General features: G+C 68.4%; 15 protein-coding genes and 1 pseudogene. 3 read left to right on the top strand and 13 right to left on the bottom strand.

Annotated elements, in window-relative coordinates:
• Together E1261_RS45110 and E1261_RS04560 are read left to right on the top strand one after the other, a co-directional pair.
• Positions 1–317 (top strand): annotated as a pseudogene (locus tag E1261_RS45110) (hypothetical protein); the annotation flags it as partial.
• Positions 310–1098 carry a dienelactone hydrolase family protein gene (locus E1261_RS04560; RefSeq protein ID WP_132402300.1) on the top strand — a complete coding sequence of 263 codons (789 nt, stop codon included), beginning with the start codon at positions 310–312 and terminating at the stop codon, positions 1096–1098. The pseudogene E1261_RS45110 and the gene E1261_RS04560, both read left to right, overlap by 8 nt.
• Here the strand turns inward: E1261_RS04560 and E1261_RS04555 are convergent.
• The gene (locus E1261_RS04555; protein ID WP_132402297.1) at positions 1095–1847 is read right to left on the bottom strand and encodes a hypothetical protein; all 753 of its coding nucleotides are present in this window, start codon (positions 1845–1847) and stop codon (positions 1095–1097) included. The genes E1261_RS04560 and E1261_RS04555 overlap by 4 nt on opposite strands.
• A 1-nt stretch (position 1848) precedes the next feature.
• Positions 1849–2430, bottom strand: a complete 582-nt coding sequence (locus tag E1261_RS04550; protein WP_132402294.1) for a papain-like cysteine protease family protein — start codon at positions 2428–2430, stop codon at positions 1849–1851.
• A gap of 164 nt (positions 2431–2594) precedes the next feature.
• Here E1261_RS04550 and E1261_RS04545 point away from each other — a divergent pair, with 164 nt between their 5' ends.
• Entirely contained in the window at positions 2595–3494 is a 900-nt protein-coding gene (locus tag E1261_RS04545) for a hypothetical protein (protein WP_132402291.1), read from the top strand.
• On the opposite strand, the gene E1261_RS04540 is transcribed toward E1261_RS04545, so the two are convergent.
• The 11 genes from E1261_RS04540 to E1261_RS04485 form a co-directional block, all read right to left on the bottom strand.
• Positions 3491–4378 (bottom strand): hypothetical protein, encoded by an 888-nt coding sequence (locus E1261_RS04540; protein ID WP_238175999.1) that lies wholly within the window; start codon positions 4376–4378, stop codon positions 3491–3493. The two genes, E1261_RS04545 and E1261_RS04540, sit on opposite strands and share 4 nt — an antisense overlap.
• 34 nt (positions 4379–4412) lie before the next feature.
• Positions 4413–6785 carry a RelA/SpoT family protein gene (locus tag E1261_RS04530; RefSeq protein ID WP_238175998.1) on the bottom strand — a complete coding sequence of 791 codons (2373 nt, stop codon included), beginning with the start codon at positions 6783–6785 and terminating at the stop codon, positions 4413–4415.
• Between the two features lie 132 nt (positions 6786–6917).
• Positions 6918–7460: an adenine phosphoribosyltransferase gene (locus E1261_RS04525; RefSeq protein ID WP_132402285.1), complete on the bottom strand. Its 543-nt coding sequence runs from the start codon at positions 7458–7460 to the stop codon at positions 6918–6920.
• A complete protein-coding gene (gene secF, locus E1261_RS04520) occupies positions 7460–8635 on the bottom strand; it encodes a protein translocase subunit SecF (protein WP_132402282.1) in 1176 nt (391 codons plus the stop codon). Before secF ends, E1261_RS04525 begins: the two co-directional genes overlap by 1 nt.
• On the bottom strand, positions 8635–10371 hold the full coding sequence (gene secD, locus E1261_RS04515; protein WP_132402279.1) for a protein translocase subunit SecD: 1737 nt from the start codon (positions 10369–10371) through the stop codon (positions 8635–8637). Before secD ends, secF begins: the two co-directional genes overlap by 1 nt.
• An 80-nt stretch (positions 10372–10451) precedes the next feature.
• Positions 10452–10886: a preprotein translocase subunit YajC gene (gene yajC / locus E1261_RS04510; protein ID WP_132402276.1), complete on the bottom strand. Its 435-nt coding sequence runs from the start codon at positions 10884–10886 to the stop codon at positions 10452–10454.
• A 154-nt stretch (positions 10887–11040) separates the two neighbouring features.
• Positions 11041–12096 carry a Holliday junction branch migration DNA helicase RuvB gene (gene ruvB, locus E1261_RS04505; protein WP_132402273.1) on the bottom strand — a complete coding sequence of 352 codons (1056 nt, stop codon included), beginning with the start codon at positions 12094–12096 and terminating at the stop codon, positions 11041–11043.
• 3 nt (positions 12097–12099) lie between these two features.
• Complete coding sequence (ruvA, locus tag E1261_RS04500; protein ID WP_132402270.1) at positions 12100–12702, bottom strand: Holliday junction branch migration protein RuvA; 603 nt, start codon at positions 12700–12702, stop codon at positions 12100–12102.
• A gap of 13 nt (positions 12703–12715) precedes the next feature.
• Positions 12716–13312, bottom strand: a complete 597-nt coding sequence (ruvC, locus tag E1261_RS04495) for a crossover junction endodeoxyribonuclease RuvC (protein WP_132402267.1) — start codon at positions 13310–13312, stop codon at positions 12716–12718.
• A gap of 74 nt (positions 13313–13386) precedes the next feature.
• A complete protein-coding gene (locus E1261_RS04490; protein WP_132402264.1) occupies positions 13387–14550 on the bottom strand; it encodes a GNAT family N-acetyltransferase in 1164 nt (387 codons plus the stop codon).
• A gap of 39 nt (positions 14551–14589) precedes the next feature.
• A complete protein-coding gene (locus E1261_RS04485; RefSeq protein WP_132402261.1) occupies positions 14590–15051 on the bottom strand; it encodes a hotdog fold domain-containing protein in 462 nt (153 codons plus the stop codon).
• Positions 15052–15103 lie beyond the last annotated feature (52 nt).

Raw genomic sequence — 15103 nt, 5'->3', positions numbered from 1 at the left:
TCACCGACCGGATCCGCGAACACATCAAACTCACCCACCCCACCGAACAATTCCCCTACGGCACCCGCGAAACCACCAACAACATCGACCTCGACCACATCCAGCCCTACAACCCCCTCGGCCCACCAGGCCAAACCAACACCCAGAACCTCATACCGCTCAGCCGCTACGGCCACCGGGTAAAAACGCACGCCGCCGGATGGAAAGTCCGCCGAATCGACACCACAACGATCGAATGGACAACACCCCACGGCTTCGTGCTCCACGTCAACCCCACCGGCACCCATCGAGTCCCCAAGGAGGCACCAGATGGCTGACACATTGCACTGGATCGGCGAACCGGTGACCGACCGCGGTGTCACCGAACGCCGATTCAACCTTGTCCGCGAATCGGGCATCGTCCCCGGCATCCTGTGGCTGCCAGCAGGCCTTCACTATCCGCATCCCCTCGTGCTGCTCGGACACGGCGGCAGCGGGCATAAGCGGGCCGCACGGCAACTGGAACTGGGTCGGTGGTTCGCCGGCAGATGGCATGTGGCTGCTGTTGCCATCGACGGCCCGTTCCACGGCGACCGCCAGCACATGGGCCGACCAGCGGCGATCGGATCCGACGCGGTGACCGACGGCATGGTGGACGACTGGAACGCGACTCTGGACGCCCTCACCAACCTGCAACTGATCGATAGTGGCCGAGTCGCCTATCTCGGTCTCTCGATGGGGACCCGTTTCGGGCTGCCGTACGTCGCCGCCGCGAATCACCGATTGCGTTGCGCAGTGCTCGGCAAGTACGGGCTACTGCAGTCGCCCACCGTGTCAGCCCCCGTCGACGCGGCTGCACGGCTTGCCCGGGACGCTCCTCGGGTCAGCGTCCCGGTCCTGTTCCACGTGCAGTGGGACGACGAACTCTTCCCTCGCGCTGGGCAGTTCGAGCTGTTCGACCAGCTTGGTTCAGCTGACAAGCAACTGGTTGCCTTCCCAGGGGCGCACCGAATCAGTCCTCCCACGGCAATCAGGTCCTGGTGCGAATTCGTCATCGAACATCTGGAACCCGCCGGGATGAGACTGGCCCGGCGGGTATCAGATCAAGTAGTGGATTAGGCGGTACGGCGGCGGATGAGGAAGGCGGTAGCGAGCAGGAGCGTCAGGCCGGCTGCCGCACCTGGGATGAGGTAGTTGTGAGTGGAAGCCGCGGTTGCCACGGCCGTCGTGGTGTCGTAGCCGCCGGCGGTGCCGTTGTCGGAGTAGGTGCTGCCGGGGAGTTTGTCGGCGTAGCGGGTGGCGACGAGGTCCTGGTAGGCGGCGACCGTGATGGGTGCGGTGCCGATGGACTGGGTGGCGGACTGGTTGAGCGGGCGGACCCGGTCGCCGGCCAAGGCGTACCAGGCACCGATCTGCGGTTCGGTGAAGACGAGAGCGCCGCGGGCTGCGGTGAACATGCGGGCTTCCGTGTCACCGGTTGCCACGTTGACGGCTTGCCAGGTGCCCTTGGCGTCGGGGGCCGTGTACACGGTGAGGCGGTCGGTGCCGCGGGTTGCGGTGGTGGCGGCGTACCAGAAGGTGGCGACCGGCGCGGAGGCGTCGCGGACGAAGGCCGGGTTGAGGGCGTAGACCGGCCGGGCCTCCTGCGCCACAGCTACCTTGGCGGCGGACTTCCCCACGACCGAGGCCTTGGAGAGCAGGCCGAGGGCGGTCGGCGAACCGGCCGCGCTGGTTGCCTTGGACAACTCGCTCGCGGGGACCGGCTGCGGGCCGGCTGCGTTCGCGAAGGCGGTGGTGGTCAGCGAGAGAGCGAGACCGGCGGCCAGTACGGCGGCCGCGCGGAACAGGAAGTGCTTGAGGCCGCCCATCTCAGGCTCCGATCCGGTAGAGCGAGTGCGTCCAGGTGAACTGCGAGTTGGACCGGTACCAGTTGTACGTCGAGTAGTTGTACCGCGGGTCGTCCGGCCACGGGTTGTAGTACTTGATGGTCGAGTCGGACGAGTCGTACCCGAGGATGTCCATCATGTGCCCGCCACCGGAGCTCCAGCCGATCCGCGTCATCACCGGGCGGCCGGCGGCGATCTCGGTAACGAGAGTGCTGAAGCTCAGCGTCGACGAGACGTAGCTGCCGGAGCTGATCCCGATCGCGTTGAAGGCGCGCTGGTCGTTGCCCAGCGTGGCCTGGTTGTTCGGGCAGGTGGCGTTCTGGCTGTAGCCGAACGCGAGGTTGCAGAACTGGTTCTGCGAATAGCTCTTACCGTAGAAGGCCGCGATGCTGTTACCGGTCGCGGCCCAGCACCAGTTCGTCTTCTGCTGGGCCTGACCGGTCACGCTCAGGTAGTAACTACCGGGCGCGGCGGCGGCGACCGGCGCCAGCGGGACCAGCGAGGCCAGTCCCAGCACGGTTGCCAGCAGCAATGACCAGGAGCGGCGGGGGCGGAGCCTGCTCATGAACCCTCCTTGAGTGGGGTGTGGTGCCGTCCATCGTCAGGACATGCCGCACCCCCGGCAAGAAGTAACTCCCGCACCGAAATCCGCTGTGAATACCAAAGCGGCGTGAACAGCGCGTGACCGGGCAATATCGGTGTGTGCTGTGAACGTTTACACTGAGCCGCATGACCGGATCGTCGGTGCCTGCCGTCACCCCGGACACGTCGTTCGCCGCGGCACTGCGCCAGGCGATCGCCCATCGCGGCCTGGCACTGAACCGGATCCGCACCCATCTGGCCGACCGCGGCCTGCACGTCGGGATCGCCACGCTCAGCACCTGGCAGAGCGGCCGCCGAGTCCCCCGCGACGACTCGCTGGCCGTCATCATCGCGCTCGAGGAGCTCCTGCAGGTCCCACCCGGCTGGCTGACCGTCCGCATTCCGCCGGCCCGATCTGACCTGGTCGCTTCCCACCGCCCGTACGCCGTCGTCGAGTACGCCGAGGCTCTCGGCCGACTGCTCGATCGGCTCCGCCGGGACGCGCATGGGCGTCTCCGCAATGTCACCATCTTCGAAGAGGTCCAGCACGGCCCCGATCGCGCCGTCCAGTACCGCCGCGTCACCCAGTGCGTCGTCGCCGTCCAACCCGTCGACCGGATCATCGTCGCGCACCAAGGTGAGCCGGGCTGCGACGTCGGCCAGGTGAACGTCCACGGCCTCAGCGGTTGCCGGACCGGCCGCATCGCCCGGGCTCCCGAGGCCGGCGCGCTACTCGCCGAACTGCTCCTCGACCGCGTCCTCGCGACCGGCGAGACGGCCGTCGTGCACTACGAGATCGAGGACCTCACCGGCTTGCCCTCATCGAACTACTACCGCTTCGACGAGTGGGGCGGCACGCACTACGTGCTTGAAGTCCAGTTCGACCGAGCCGCTCTCCCGGTTCGCGTGAACGAGTTCCGTCATCGGCATGCCGACGGCGCCGACGTACTGCGACAGGATCTGATGCTCACCCCGGACGGCCGCGCCCACCTGATCGAGCCGTCCACCGAACCCGGCCTGCTCGGCATCTCCTGGGAATGGGACTAGCTCCGGAAGCCCGCATGGACGTGATCGTGATGGGTTTGGTCGGAGAAGAAGGCAGCGCCGGAGAGCACCACCGGACCACCCACGTTGTGTGAGCCAACGCGTTCAGAAGCCTTCATGTACGACGAGATCAGGCTCCGCGAGGTGTCCGGGGACACGACCGCGTGGCCGTCGATCTGCCAGGTGTCGAATGCGCGCCCGCGGGGATGGTCGCTCGGCCGGTCGGTGCCGAACACGTTGAGCGGATGCCCGGAGCGGATCACGCTGACCCCGATCCGGTAGGTCTTCGCCAGCTCGAGCATCGCGGTCAGCACGCTCTCGCTGACCTGCCCGGACCGGACATCCGCGATCGATGCCGGGGGCAACAGAATCTGCTTGTTCGCCAGTACCTGCCGGGCCACTGCCGACAGACTTGCCGCCGCCGGCCCCGGGTTCGCCGGATGGGTCGACGTGACTCGCCAGTTGTCGCCGGACCGGCTGAGCCGGACGTCGACCGTCGTACCGCCGGTGACGACCCGGCCGTCGCTGATCGAATACACCCGGCACGGCACCAGCACACTCGCGCTGCTGCTCAGGATCCCGCCGTACTGGGCATCGATCACCTCGACCACCGCACCACCTCGCTGCAACTGCTCCACCACCGCAGCCACCGCGAGCCGCTTCACCTGCGGCGCCACCTCACTCGGCCCCGGCACCCACGGCCGCACCGACGGCAGCGCCGGAGCAGACGGCGTACTGGAGGAAGGCGGTGGTGGGCTGGAAGGCGGCGTACTGGATGGAGGCTGCGTCGAAGGCTGGGCAGAGTTACCGGACGGACTGCAGCCGACCAGCAATCCGGCACCGGCGATCAGCAGGCCGCGCCGCCCGAACTCACCCGAGGAGACCATGACTGCAGTCTCCCCGGCCACACAAGCCGTGCAGCTACTGCGTCACCCGGTAGACGTCGAAGACGCCCTCGACCGACCGCACTGCCTTCAGGACGTGGCCGAGGTGGGTCGGGTCGCCCATCTCGAAGGTGAAGCGGGACTTGGCGATCCGGTCGCGGGTCGTGGTGAGCGCCGCGGACAGGATGTTGACGTGGTAGTCCGACAGCACCCGGGTAATGTCCGAGAGCAGGCGGGCCCGGTCGAGTGCCTCGACCTGGATGGCGACCAGGAAGAGCGACTGTGCCGTCGGGGCCCACTCGACCTCGACGATCCGCTCCGGCTGGGTCGACAGGTTCTCCACGTTGGCGCAGTCGGCCCGGTGCACCGAGACGCCCGCGCCGCGGGTGATCCAGCCGATGATCTCGTCACCGGGCACCGGTGTACAGCAGCGGGCCAGCTTGGAGAGCACGTCGGTGGCGCCCTTGACGATGACACCAGCATCGCCGCGAGCAGTCCGCTTCCGCCGCTCGCGCGACTGCGGCAACCGCAGGCCCTCGGCCAGGTCCTCGGCCGCGCCCTCCTCACCGCCGTACGTCTCGATCAGACGCCGTACGACGGCCTGCGCGCTCACGTGGCTCTCGCCGACCGCGGCGTACAGACCGGTGACATCGGGGTACCGCAGTGAGTTGGCGACCGCGGTCAGGGTCTCGTGGGACAGCAGGCGCTGCAGCGGCAGACCCTCCTTGCGGAGCTGCTTGGCGATCGCGTCCTTACCGTGCTCGATCGCCTCGTCGCGGCGCTCCTTGGAGAACCAGTGCTTGATCTTGTTCCGCGCGCGCGGGCTCTTGACGAAGGCCAGCCAGTCCCGCGAGGGGCCGGCGCCTTGCGCCTTCGAGGTGAAGACCTCGACGACGTCACCGTTCTCGAGGGTGCTCTCCAGCGGCACAAGCCGGCCGTTGACGCGGGCGCCGATACAGCGGTGCCCGACCTCGGTATGGATCGCGTACGCGAAGTCGACCGGTGAGGAGCCCGTCGGCAGCGACATCACGTCGCCGCGCGGGGTGAAGACGTAGACCTCGGAGTTGTTGATCTCGAACCGCAGCGAGTCCAGGAACTCCGACGGGTCGGAGGTCTCGCGCTGCCAGTCGACGAGCTGCCGGACCCAGGGCATGTCGTTCGGCGCGCCGATCTCGGTGGTCGGCGGGCCGGCCACCTCCGGGGACGGCGCGTTCGGGTCTTCCTTGTACTTCCAGTGCGCGGCGATCCCGTACTCAGCGCGGCGGTGCATGGAGAACGAGCGGATCTGCAGCTCCACCGGCTTGCCCTGCGGGCCGATCACGGTGGTGTGCAGCGACTGGTACATGTTGAACTTCGGCATCGCGATGTAGTCCTTGAACCGGCCGGGGACCGGATTCCACCGCGAGTGCAGGATGCCGAGGGCCGCGTAGCAGTCGCGGACGGACTCGACCAGGACGCGGATACCGACCAGGTCGTAGATGTCGCCGAACTCGCGGCCGCGGACGATCATCTTCTGGTAGATCGAGTAGTAGTGCTTGGGCCGGCCGGTGACGGTCGCCTTGACCTTGGCGGCGCGCAGGTCCTCGTGCACCTGGTCGATCACCGACGCCAGATACTCGTCGCGGGACGGAGCTCGCTCGGCCACCAGCCGGACGATCTCGTCGTACACCTTCGGGTGCAGGGTCGAGAACGACAGGTCCTCGAGCTCCCACTTGATGGTGTTCATACCGAGCCGGTGCGCCAGCGGGGCGTAGATCTCCAGCGTCTCGCGGGCGATCCGCTCCTGCTTCTCCTGGCGCAGGAAGCCCAGGGTGCGCATGTTGTGCAGCCGGTCGGCGAGCTTGATCACCAGCACCCGGATGTCCTTGGCCATCGCGACGACCATCTTGCGGATCGTCTCGGCCTGCGCGGACTCGCCGTACTTGACCTTGTCCAGCTTGGTGACGCCATCGACCAGCATGGCGATCTCTTGGCCGAAGTCCTTGGTCAGCTCGGCCACCGTGTACGGCGTGTCCTCGACCGTGTCGTGCAGCAGCGCGGCGCAGAGCGTGGGAGCCGTCATACCGAGCTCGGCGAGGATCGTGGCCACGGCGAGCGGGTGCGTGATGTAGGCGTCACCGCTCTTGCGCAGCTGGCCGGTGTGGTACTTCTCCGCGGTCCGGTAGGCGCGCTCGATCATCGCCAGATCGGCCTTCGGGTGCGTCGCGCGCACCACCCGGAACAGCGGCTCGAGCATGGGGGCCCGGTTCGGGTGCCGGGTGCCGCCGAGGCGGGCGAGCCGGGCGCGGACACGGGCCGGGGCGATCCGCGGCGGTTGGGCGGCCGGCGGCGGTGACACGGGAGCCGGGCGCACCGGTGCCGGGGCGCGCGGGGGCTCCTGCGGTACTACGTTCGGTACCGCTGACGTCATCGCCGGGTCTTCGCCCACGTTGTGTCCCTCCGCCGACAGACCACCAGTCTAGGGGTCACCGGCCAACGGCAGAGAAACACCCTGTGGACAACACGCCGGGTCATTGATCCGTCACACAGAGTTTGTCCGAATTCAGACCGATAGTAGCGATGTGACGCGCTCCGAGGCGAGCTTCTCGCGCCAGGGCAGGAACGACAGCTCCAGCAAAACCGCCGTACCGACGACCTCGGCGCCGCAGCGCCGGATCAGCCGCAGACAGGCCTCCACGGTCCCACCGGTGGCCAGTACGTCGTCGATCACCAGCACCCGGTCACCCGGAGTGAACGCGTCCTGGTGCACCTCGATGGTCGCCTCGCCGTACTCCAGCGCGTACGACTCCTCGTACGTCGCCGCCGGCAGCTTGCCCTTCTTCCGGACCGGGACGAACCCGGCGCCGAGGGCGAGCGCGACCGGGGCGGCGAGAATGAACCCGCGCGCCTCGATCCCGACCACCTTGTCGACCACCGGGCTGCCGTCGTCATCCTGTCCCGCGGCCGCCAGCGCCTGGACCACCTGGCCGAAGCCCGTGTGGTCGGCCAGCAGCGGGGTGATGTCCTTGAACACCACCCCTTCCTGCGGGTAGTCCGGGATGTCGCGGATGCCGTCGGCCAGAACCTGCTCCAACGTCCGCGACATCACTTACCGCGCTTCGACCGCGGCTTGCGGCTCGGTTGCGGCCGCCCGGCACCGCCGGCGTTCATCGGTCGCGCTGCGGGCGCAGGCACCGAGCCGGTCGCCCGCGGCCGGTCCTGTACCGGCGAGGCGCCCGGTGCCGCCGGCACCAGCTCGCTCTCGACAGCGGTCTTCTTCTTCGGCGTACCGCCCTGGCTCTGGGCCTTCTTCGCGGTGACGCGGCGGTTCAGCGCCTGCATCCCCGGCTCGCGCTCCTTGAAGACGGCCAGCAGCGCCGGCGCGACGAAGATCGACGAGTACGCACCGACCGCGATACCGACGAACAGCGCCAGCGAGAGGTCCTTCAGCGGACCGCTGCCGAGCACCCAGGTGCCGACCACGAGGATCGACCCGACCGGCAGCAGCGCGATCAGCGTGGTGTTGATCGACCGCACGATGGTCTGGTTGACCGCGAGGTTGGTGGCGTCGGAGTACGTGTAGCGGTTCGAGCCGGTGATCCCGCGGGTGTTCTCGCGGATCTTGTCGAACACCACGACGGTGTCGTACAGCGAGTAACCGAGGATGGTCAGTACGCCGATCACCGTGGCCGGCGTGACGTCGAACCCGATCAGCGCGTAGACGCCGACCGTGATCAGCACGTCGTGGACCAGGGCGATGATCGCGGCCATCGAGGCCTTCGATTCCCGGAAGTACGCCCAGATCACGAAGAACACCAGCAGGATGAAGACCGCCAGCGCCCAGATCGCCTTGTTGGCGATCTGGTTACCCCAGGAGGCGCCGATCTGGTTCGAGGTCACCTGGTCGGGGCTGATCCCGGCTTCCTTGGCGACCACGGCCCGGACCTTCGGGACGTCGTCCTGGCTGAGCGGCTTGGTCTGGACCCGCACCCGCTCGTTGTTGATGGTGGTGACGACCGGGTCGCCGAGACCCTCGATGTTGGTCGCCTTCACCGCGTCGGTGAACTTCTGCACGGTACCGCTGGTGATCTGGGTCTTCGCCTCGTACTCCACGCCGCCGCGGAACTCGATCCCGAGCTCCAGGCCGCGGGCGAACAGGCCGCCGAGCGAGATCAGCACCAGGGCGATCGAGACGACGAACCAGATCTTGCGCTTGCCGATGAAGTCGTAGGAGACGTCACCGCGGTGCAGTGCGTTCCCGAGCTGTCCGAGCTTCGACATCAGACCTCCCCTCCGACCGGCTTGCGCGTCGCGGTCGTCTTCTTCCGCGGGGCGGGCCCCGCGCTGTGTCCCGGTAGCCGTTCGACGCCGAGATGTTCAGGATCCAGGCCGGACAGCTTGTGGCCGTGACCGAAGAAGTTCGTCTTGGCCAGCAGCGTGACCAGCGGCTTGGTGAAGATGAACACCACGACCAGGTCGATCAGGGTGGTCAGGCCGAGGGTGAACGCGAAGCCGCGGACGCTGCCGACGGCCAGGATGTACAGCACCAGCGCGGCGAGCAGCGAGATCGAGTCGGCTGCGATGATCGTGTGCTTGGCGCGCGCCCAGCCGGTCTCCACCGACGACCGCAGGCTGCGGCCTTCGCGCACTTCGTCGCGTAGTCGTTCGAAGTAGATGACGAACGAGTCCGCGGTGATACCGATGGCCACGATCAGACCGGCGATACCGGCGAGCGTCAGGGTGAACCCGATCGCCTTGCCGAGCAGCACCACCAGCGCGAAGGTGAGCACCGCGGCGACGGCCAGCGAGGCCACCACCACCAGGCCGAGACCGCGGTAGTACAGGAACGAGAAGAGCACGACCAGGCCGAGACCGGCCAGACCGGCGTAGATGCCGGCGGTCAGCTGATCGCCACCGAGCTGCGGCGACACCGTCTCGACCGATGACGTGTCGAACGCGACCGGCAGGGCGCCGTACTTGAGCACGTTGGCCAGGTCGCGGGCCTCGGTCTCGGTGAAGGTACCGGTGATCTGCGCCGAACCACCCGGGATCGGCTGCGAGACGCTCGGCGTCGAGATCGCGATGCCGTCCAGGACGATCGCGAACAGGTTCTGGCCCTCGCCGCGCGCGGAGATGTTCTGAGTGGCCTTGAGGAACTTGTCGCCGCCCTCACCGGTGAAGTTCAGGTTGACCTGCCACTGGAAGCCGCCCTGCGGGATCCCGGCCGAGGCGTCCGACAGGTCGGTGCCCTTCAGGATCGCGGGGCCGAGCAGGTACTTGTAGGTCTTGCCCTTGTCACAGGAGAACTGCGGCTTGGCCGGGTCCTCGTCCTGCTTGTCACCGCACTTGTACGCCGCGAAGGCCGCCTGCGCGGCTGCGTCCGGAACGTAGGTCAGCGGGTCACCCTTGTGGGCACCCGGGGCGCTCGGCGGAGTGCTCGGCGCCGGCGTGCTGGGCTTCGGGGTGCTGGGCTTCGGGGTGGGCGTCGGCGTGGCCTGGCCGAGCACACTGCTCCAGGCGCGGCCGTTCGGGGTGGCGCTGGGCTTGATCGACGTACTCGGCTTCGGCGTCGTGGACGGCTTGCCACTGGGCTTCCCGGTGGGGGTCGGCGTCGTCGACGGCTGCGGCATCGGGTTCGCCGGCTGCGCGTCGTACACGATCCGGAAGTACAGCAAGGCGGTCTGGCCGACCTGGGCCACCAAGGAGTCCCGCGTCGCGCCGGGCACGGCCACAGTGATGTGGTTGTTGCCCGAGGTGGTGATGTCGGCCTCGGCGACACCGGCACCGTTCACGCGCTGGGAGATGATGTTCTTGGCCTCGTTGAGCTGCTCAGCGGTCACGTCACCACTGCCCGCCAGATTCTTGGCGGTCAGCGTGATGGTGGTGCCACCGCGCAGGTCCAGACCGAGCTTGGGCTTCCAGGTCTTGGTGAGCGCCATGATCCCGAACAGCAGGACCACGATGACTCCCAGGGCAATCAGGAGCCGACCGGGGCGGGATGTCGTCGTCGTTGCCACGTCAGATTCAACCTTTGTGCTTCTGGGCGCGCCCCGGTGTCTTGTGGACGCGGGGCGCGCCGCAGGCCGTCAGTGAGGGGTCAGTTCTCGGTGTGCGTCGGCGGCGTCTTCGGCGCGTCCTGCACCTTGCCGTCCGCCTTGTCACGGCCCGCGTCCGGCACGTCGACCGGGTCGTTGTCCGCCGCGGGCTCCTCGTCGGCGTCAGCAGCCTCGTCGGTGGCCTCTTCCGGAATGATCCGGCCGATGGCGGCCTTGACGACCTGGACCAGGACGCCGTCGGAGATCTCCAGCGTCACGTAGTCGTCGTCGGTCTCCTCCACGATGCCGACCAGGCCACTGGTGGTGATCACCTTGGTACCCGGGGCCAGGGAAGCGACCGTCTGAGCCTGACGTTCACGCTGCTTACGCTGCGTGCGGCTCATGAACCAGATCATTCCGACGATCAGGATCAGCGGGATGAGCAGCGTGATACCGCCACCCCCGGAAGAGGCCATCGGTACGGCGAGGAGTTGCATCGGGTCTCAGAATCCTTCGTCGATCGGGGAAAACGGGCTACCGGCACGCTCTGCAGAAGCGCGCAGGTCGCAGCGGAATGACCTCAGGTCAGGCCAACGGGGAGTCTAACCCTGAGCGTCAACAAGTGCGTCACAACACCGGGTCACGTTTACGTTACTCGCCTTCGTCATCGAAGAGCGTGTCCGCGAATGTTGCACCTTTCGGCACCTTGAGCCCGATATGGCGCCAGGCGGCGGGGGTGGCCACCCGGCCCCGCGGCGTGCGCGCCAGGTAGCCGGAGCGCACCAGGAAGGGCTCGGCCACCTCCTCGACCGTCTCGCGCTCCTCACCGACGGCGACGGCGAGCGTGGACAAGCCGACCGGGCCGCCGCCGAACCGCCGGCACAAGGCGTCCAGCACGGAGCGGTCCAGCCGGTCCAGCCCCATCTTGTCCACCTCGTAGAGCTCGAGGGCGGCCTTCGACAGCGCCAGCGTGATGATCCCGTCCGCCCGGACCTCGGCGAAGTCGCGCACCCGGCGGAGCAGCCGGTTCGCGATCCGGGGTGTGCCGCGGGACCGGGAGGCGATCTCGGCCGCACCCTCCGGGGTGATGTCGACCTCGAGCAGGTCGGCCGACCGGTTGACGATCTTCTCCAGCTCGGAGGCGTCGTAGAACTCCAGGTGCCCGGTGAAGCCGAACCTGTCGCGCAGCGGCCCTGGCAGGAGCCCGGCGCGGGTGGTCGCCCCGACCAGTGTGAACGGCGGAATCTCCAACGGGATCGCGGTCGCCCCGGGCCCCTTGCCGACGATCACGTCGACCCGGAAGTCCTCCATCGCCATGTAGAGCAGCTCTTCGGCGGGGCGCGACATCCGGTGGATCTCGTCGAGGAACAGCACTTCACCCTCGTTGAGCCCGGACAGGATCGCGGCCAGGTCACCGGCGTGCTGGATCGCCGGACCGCTCGTGATCCGCAGCGGGGCCGCCAGCTCACTGGCGATGATCATCGCCAGTGTCGTCTTCCCCAGCCCGGGCGGACCGGACAGCAGCACATGGTCAGGTGTCCGGTTCCGGCCGCGGGCGGCGTGCAGGACGAGCTCGAGCTGCTCGCTGACCCGGCGCTGGCCACCGAACTCGGCCAGCGTGCGCGGACGCAGCGCCGACTCGATCTTGCGCTCCTCGAGATCCACCGCATCCGCGGAGACCAGCGGGCGAACGTTGTTCTCCTCCATGGCCTAGGCCTTGGAGAGCGCGCGCAAGGCAGCGCGCAGCAGGTCGGGAACCGACGGATTCGGGTTGTCCGCGGCCAGTGGCGACACGGCGGTGACTGCGTCCTCGGCATCCCGCGGGGACCAGCCGAGACCGACCAGACCGGCGTGTACCTGCGCCCGCCAGGCATCCTGGGTCTGCAGCGGCCGCCCGGTCACCGTCCGCGACGGTGCACCGATCTTGTCCTTGAGCTCCAGCACGATCCGCTGGGCGCCCTTCTTGCCGATACCCGGCACCTTCACCAGTACGGCGAGGTCCTCGGTGGCCACGGCATGGCGCAACTGATCGGGCTCGAGCACCGCGAGCGCGGCCTGCGCCAGCTTCGGGCCGACCCCGGTCGCGGTCAGCAGCAGCTCGAACAGGCTCTTCGCGTCGTCGTCGGCGAAACCGTAGAGCGTGAGCGAGTCCTCGCGCACGATCATCGAGGTCGCGATCCGGGCCTCCTGACCGGGCCGCAGCCCCGCCAGCGTGCCGGGGTCACAGAGAACCTGCAGGCCCACTCCCCCGACCTCGATCACGGCACTGTCCACTCCGATGGCCGCCACCGGGCCACGCACGAACGCGATCACCGCGCACCTCCACTCATCGCTTGCCCTCCTGCGCCGCAACGGCGGCTCGCAACCGGGCCACCTGCAGGCAGGACTGCGCCTGCGCCGCGGCCTCGACATTCGACCGCGAGGCGGCCGCCTGCTGCAGTCTGCTCGCCACACCACCACGCCAGATGTGACAGATCGCCAGCGCCAGCGCATCGGCGGCGTCGGCGGGTGTCGGCCGCTCGGGCAGCTGCAGGATCCGGGTGACCATGGTGGTCACCTGCTCCTTGCCGGCCCGCCCGGACCCGGTGACCGCGGCCTTGACCTCACTCGGCGTGTGCAACGCGACCGGCAGCCCGCTGCGCGCGGCCACCACCATCGCCACCCCGGAGGCCTGGGCCGTGCCCATCACCGTCCGCACGTTGTGCTGCGCGAAGACCCGCTCCACCGCGACGGCATCCGGCCGGTGCTCGGTGATCCACTCGATCAGCTCGGACTCGATCCGCACCAGGCGTTGGGATACGTCGAGGTCGGGCGGGGTCCGGATCACGCCGACGGCGACCATCGTGGGCGGTCTGCCCGGTGTGCCCTCGACGACGCCGAGACCGCACCGGGTCAACCCAGGGTCGACGCCGAGCACCCGCATGGACTACCTCCGAACGTTTGTTCGACAACCCTAACGGCCGGTCCGGACAGCCGGGAAATCGACGCGCCGCCCGCTCAGAAGTAGTCGAGCATGTACGCCGTCGACCCGCCGAACGCGGTGTCGAGGGCAGCATCGGCCGCCGCCGATCCCCCGGACAGCAGTCCGGCTCCGCGGAGCGCAGCGACCGGCGTACCGGCATAGAGCGCGGCCAGGCCACGGGCACCTAGCCGGACCGCGTCATCGGAGGGCTCGGCAGCCACCAGTGAACCGGTGCCGTCCGCAACCGACAGCCGCCAATCCCCAGCATTTGCTGGCAGATCGGCATCCTCGAGGTGCACCGGAAGATCCAGTACGGCGCCTGCCGCGTACCCGCGCTGTGCGATCGCGGCCGGCGCATCGGTGAGCCGCAGCATCCACCGCTGGACCCGCGACTCGGCTTCCGCCTCGTGCTCGGCGAGCAGGTGCACGGGGTCGGTCGGTGCGGTGTGGACCAGCACGCTCTTCGCGATCGACGCACCGGATCCGACAGTCGCCCAGAGCGCCCGGGCGGTCTCTTCGGAGCCGGCCACGAGCTCGTCGATGGACAGGTCCCCGTCGGACCAGTTGTAGACGACGAAACCGTCCTCGGCGACGTACGCGAAGTTGTCGTCATCCTCCAGCCAGGACTCGATCTGGCGAAGCGGCCAGATCAGCGGACCGTTGGACCGCTGCGTCTCATGCAGCTTCGAGGCCAGCTCGATGAAGAGCTGCGCATCCGCCTTACCGGCCTTGCGCACCGCGACGCCCCGACCACCCAGCATGCGCAGATCGGCCGCCGGGAACGTGAACCGGTACCGTCCGCCGCCGAACTCGTACCCGAGGTGCCGGTAGAGCACGGTGGTCGCTGGGTAGAGCGCCGACAGCGGATAGCCCTTCTCCACACTGCGCTGCAACACACCACGCATCAGCAGGCTGGCGACACCACGCCCGCGGTACTCCGGCGCGACGACCACACCGGCGACACCGGCCATGGGTATCCGCCGACCGCCCCACCACTGCTCGAACGGCCAGATCCGCGCGGCCGCAACCAGCTCGTCTCCGTCGACAACACCGAGATAGCGGCCGTCCTGTGCGAACTCCAGCGCAGTCTTCCGCCACTCAGCCTTGTCCCCACCAGGCCCGAACGACCTCTGCCGCACCTGCCACGCCGAGTCCAGGTGCTCCTCAGCAACATCCACCACCCGCAGCGCATCCGTCACCTCGCCGAGGTTACGTGAGGCACCAGTCCGCTCGCCCGGCTATTTCCGGTCGGTGACCCACAGGTGGATGGTGCCCTCGACAACCACCGTGCCGTCGTCGCGGGTCGCCTTCACGCGGACCGGTACGTCGGGTCCGGTGGTCCAGTCGTCCGGGTCGGTCTCGGCCGAGCAGGTGAGGTCGGTGGTGGACTTGGCAAGGTACGCGACCTCCATGCCCTTCGGCAGCCAGCGCTTGCCGGCCGGAACGGTCGCCTCGGCCAGTGCGCCCATCGCCGCCTCCAGTCCGTTGCACACCGCGATCGCATGCACCGTACCGATGTGGTTCTGCACCGCCCGCCGCTTCGGCAGCAGCAGCGAGGCGTAGTTCGGGCCGACCTGTACGAACCGCGGCCGGATCGACCGGAAGTACGGCGCCTTCCACGTGAACGCCCGCGAGAACACCCGGTCCCCACCCGGAATCCCCTTGAGCCGGCCCCACATCTCCACTACCTGAGTCGCCATACAGATCATGTTACCCACGAGTAAGGGATCCTGTCGCCGGCCTGCCGGAATA

The sequence above is a fragment of the Kribbella albertanoniae genome (assembly GCF_004348455.1).
Classification (GTDB): domain Bacteria; phylum Actinomycetota; class Actinomycetes; order Propionibacteriales; family Kribbellaceae; genus Kribbella; species Kribbella albertanoniae.
The sequence above is the reverse complement of the archived record's forward strand: the minus strand, read 5'-3'. Positions and strand labels throughout refer to the sequence as shown.

What these genes read in the sequence shown, in the direction of transcription:
- E1261_RS04560 (WP_132402300.1), top strand. Translation starts at nt 310, where the DNA reads ATGGCTGACACATTGCACTGGATCGGCGAACCGGTGACCGACCGCGGT.
- E1261_RS04555 (WP_132402297.1), bottom strand. Translation starts at nt 1,847, where the DNA reads ATGGGCGGCCTCAAGCACTTCCTGTTCCGCGCGGCCGCCGTACTGGCC.
- E1261_RS04550 (WP_132402294.1), bottom strand. Translation starts at nt 2,430, where the DNA reads ATGAGCAGGCTCCGCCCCCGCCGCTCCTGGTCATTGCTGCTGGCAACC.
- E1261_RS04545 (WP_132402291.1), top strand. Translation starts at nt 2,595, where the DNA reads ATGACCGGATCGTCGGTGCCTGCCGTCACCCCGGACACGTCGTTCGCC.
- E1261_RS04540 (WP_238175999.1), bottom strand. Translation starts at nt 4,378, where the DNA reads ATGGTCTCCTCGGGTGAGTTCGGGCGGCGCGGCCTGCTGATCGCCGGT.
- E1261_RS04530 (WP_238175998.1), bottom strand. Translation starts at nt 6,785, where the DNA reads ATGACGTCAGCGGTACCGAACGTAGTACCGCAGGAGCCCCCGCGCGCC.
- E1261_RS04525 (WP_132402285.1), bottom strand. Translation starts at nt 7,460, where the DNA reads ATGTCGCGGACGTTGGAGCAGGTTCTGGCCGACGGCATCCGCGACATC.
- secF (WP_132402282.1), bottom strand. Translation starts at nt 8,635, where the DNA reads ATGTCGAAGCTCGGACAGCTCGGGAACGCACTGCACCGCGGTGACGTC.
- yajC (WP_132402276.1), bottom strand. Translation starts at nt 10,886, where the DNA reads ATGCAACTCCTCGCCGTACCGATGGCCTCTTCCGGGGGTGGCGGTATC.
- ruvB (WP_132402273.1), bottom strand. Translation starts at nt 12,096, where the DNA reads ATGGAGGAGAACAACGTTCGCCCGCTGGTCTCCGCGGATGCGGTGGAT.
- ruvC (WP_132402267.1), bottom strand. Translation starts at nt 13,312, where the DNA reads ATGCGGGTGCTCGGCGTCGACCCTGGGTTGACCCGGTGCGGTCTCGGC.
- E1261_RS04485 (WP_132402261.1), bottom strand. Translation starts at nt 15,051, where the DNA reads ATGGCGACTCAGGTAGTGGAGATGTGGGGCCGGCTCAAGGGGATTCCG.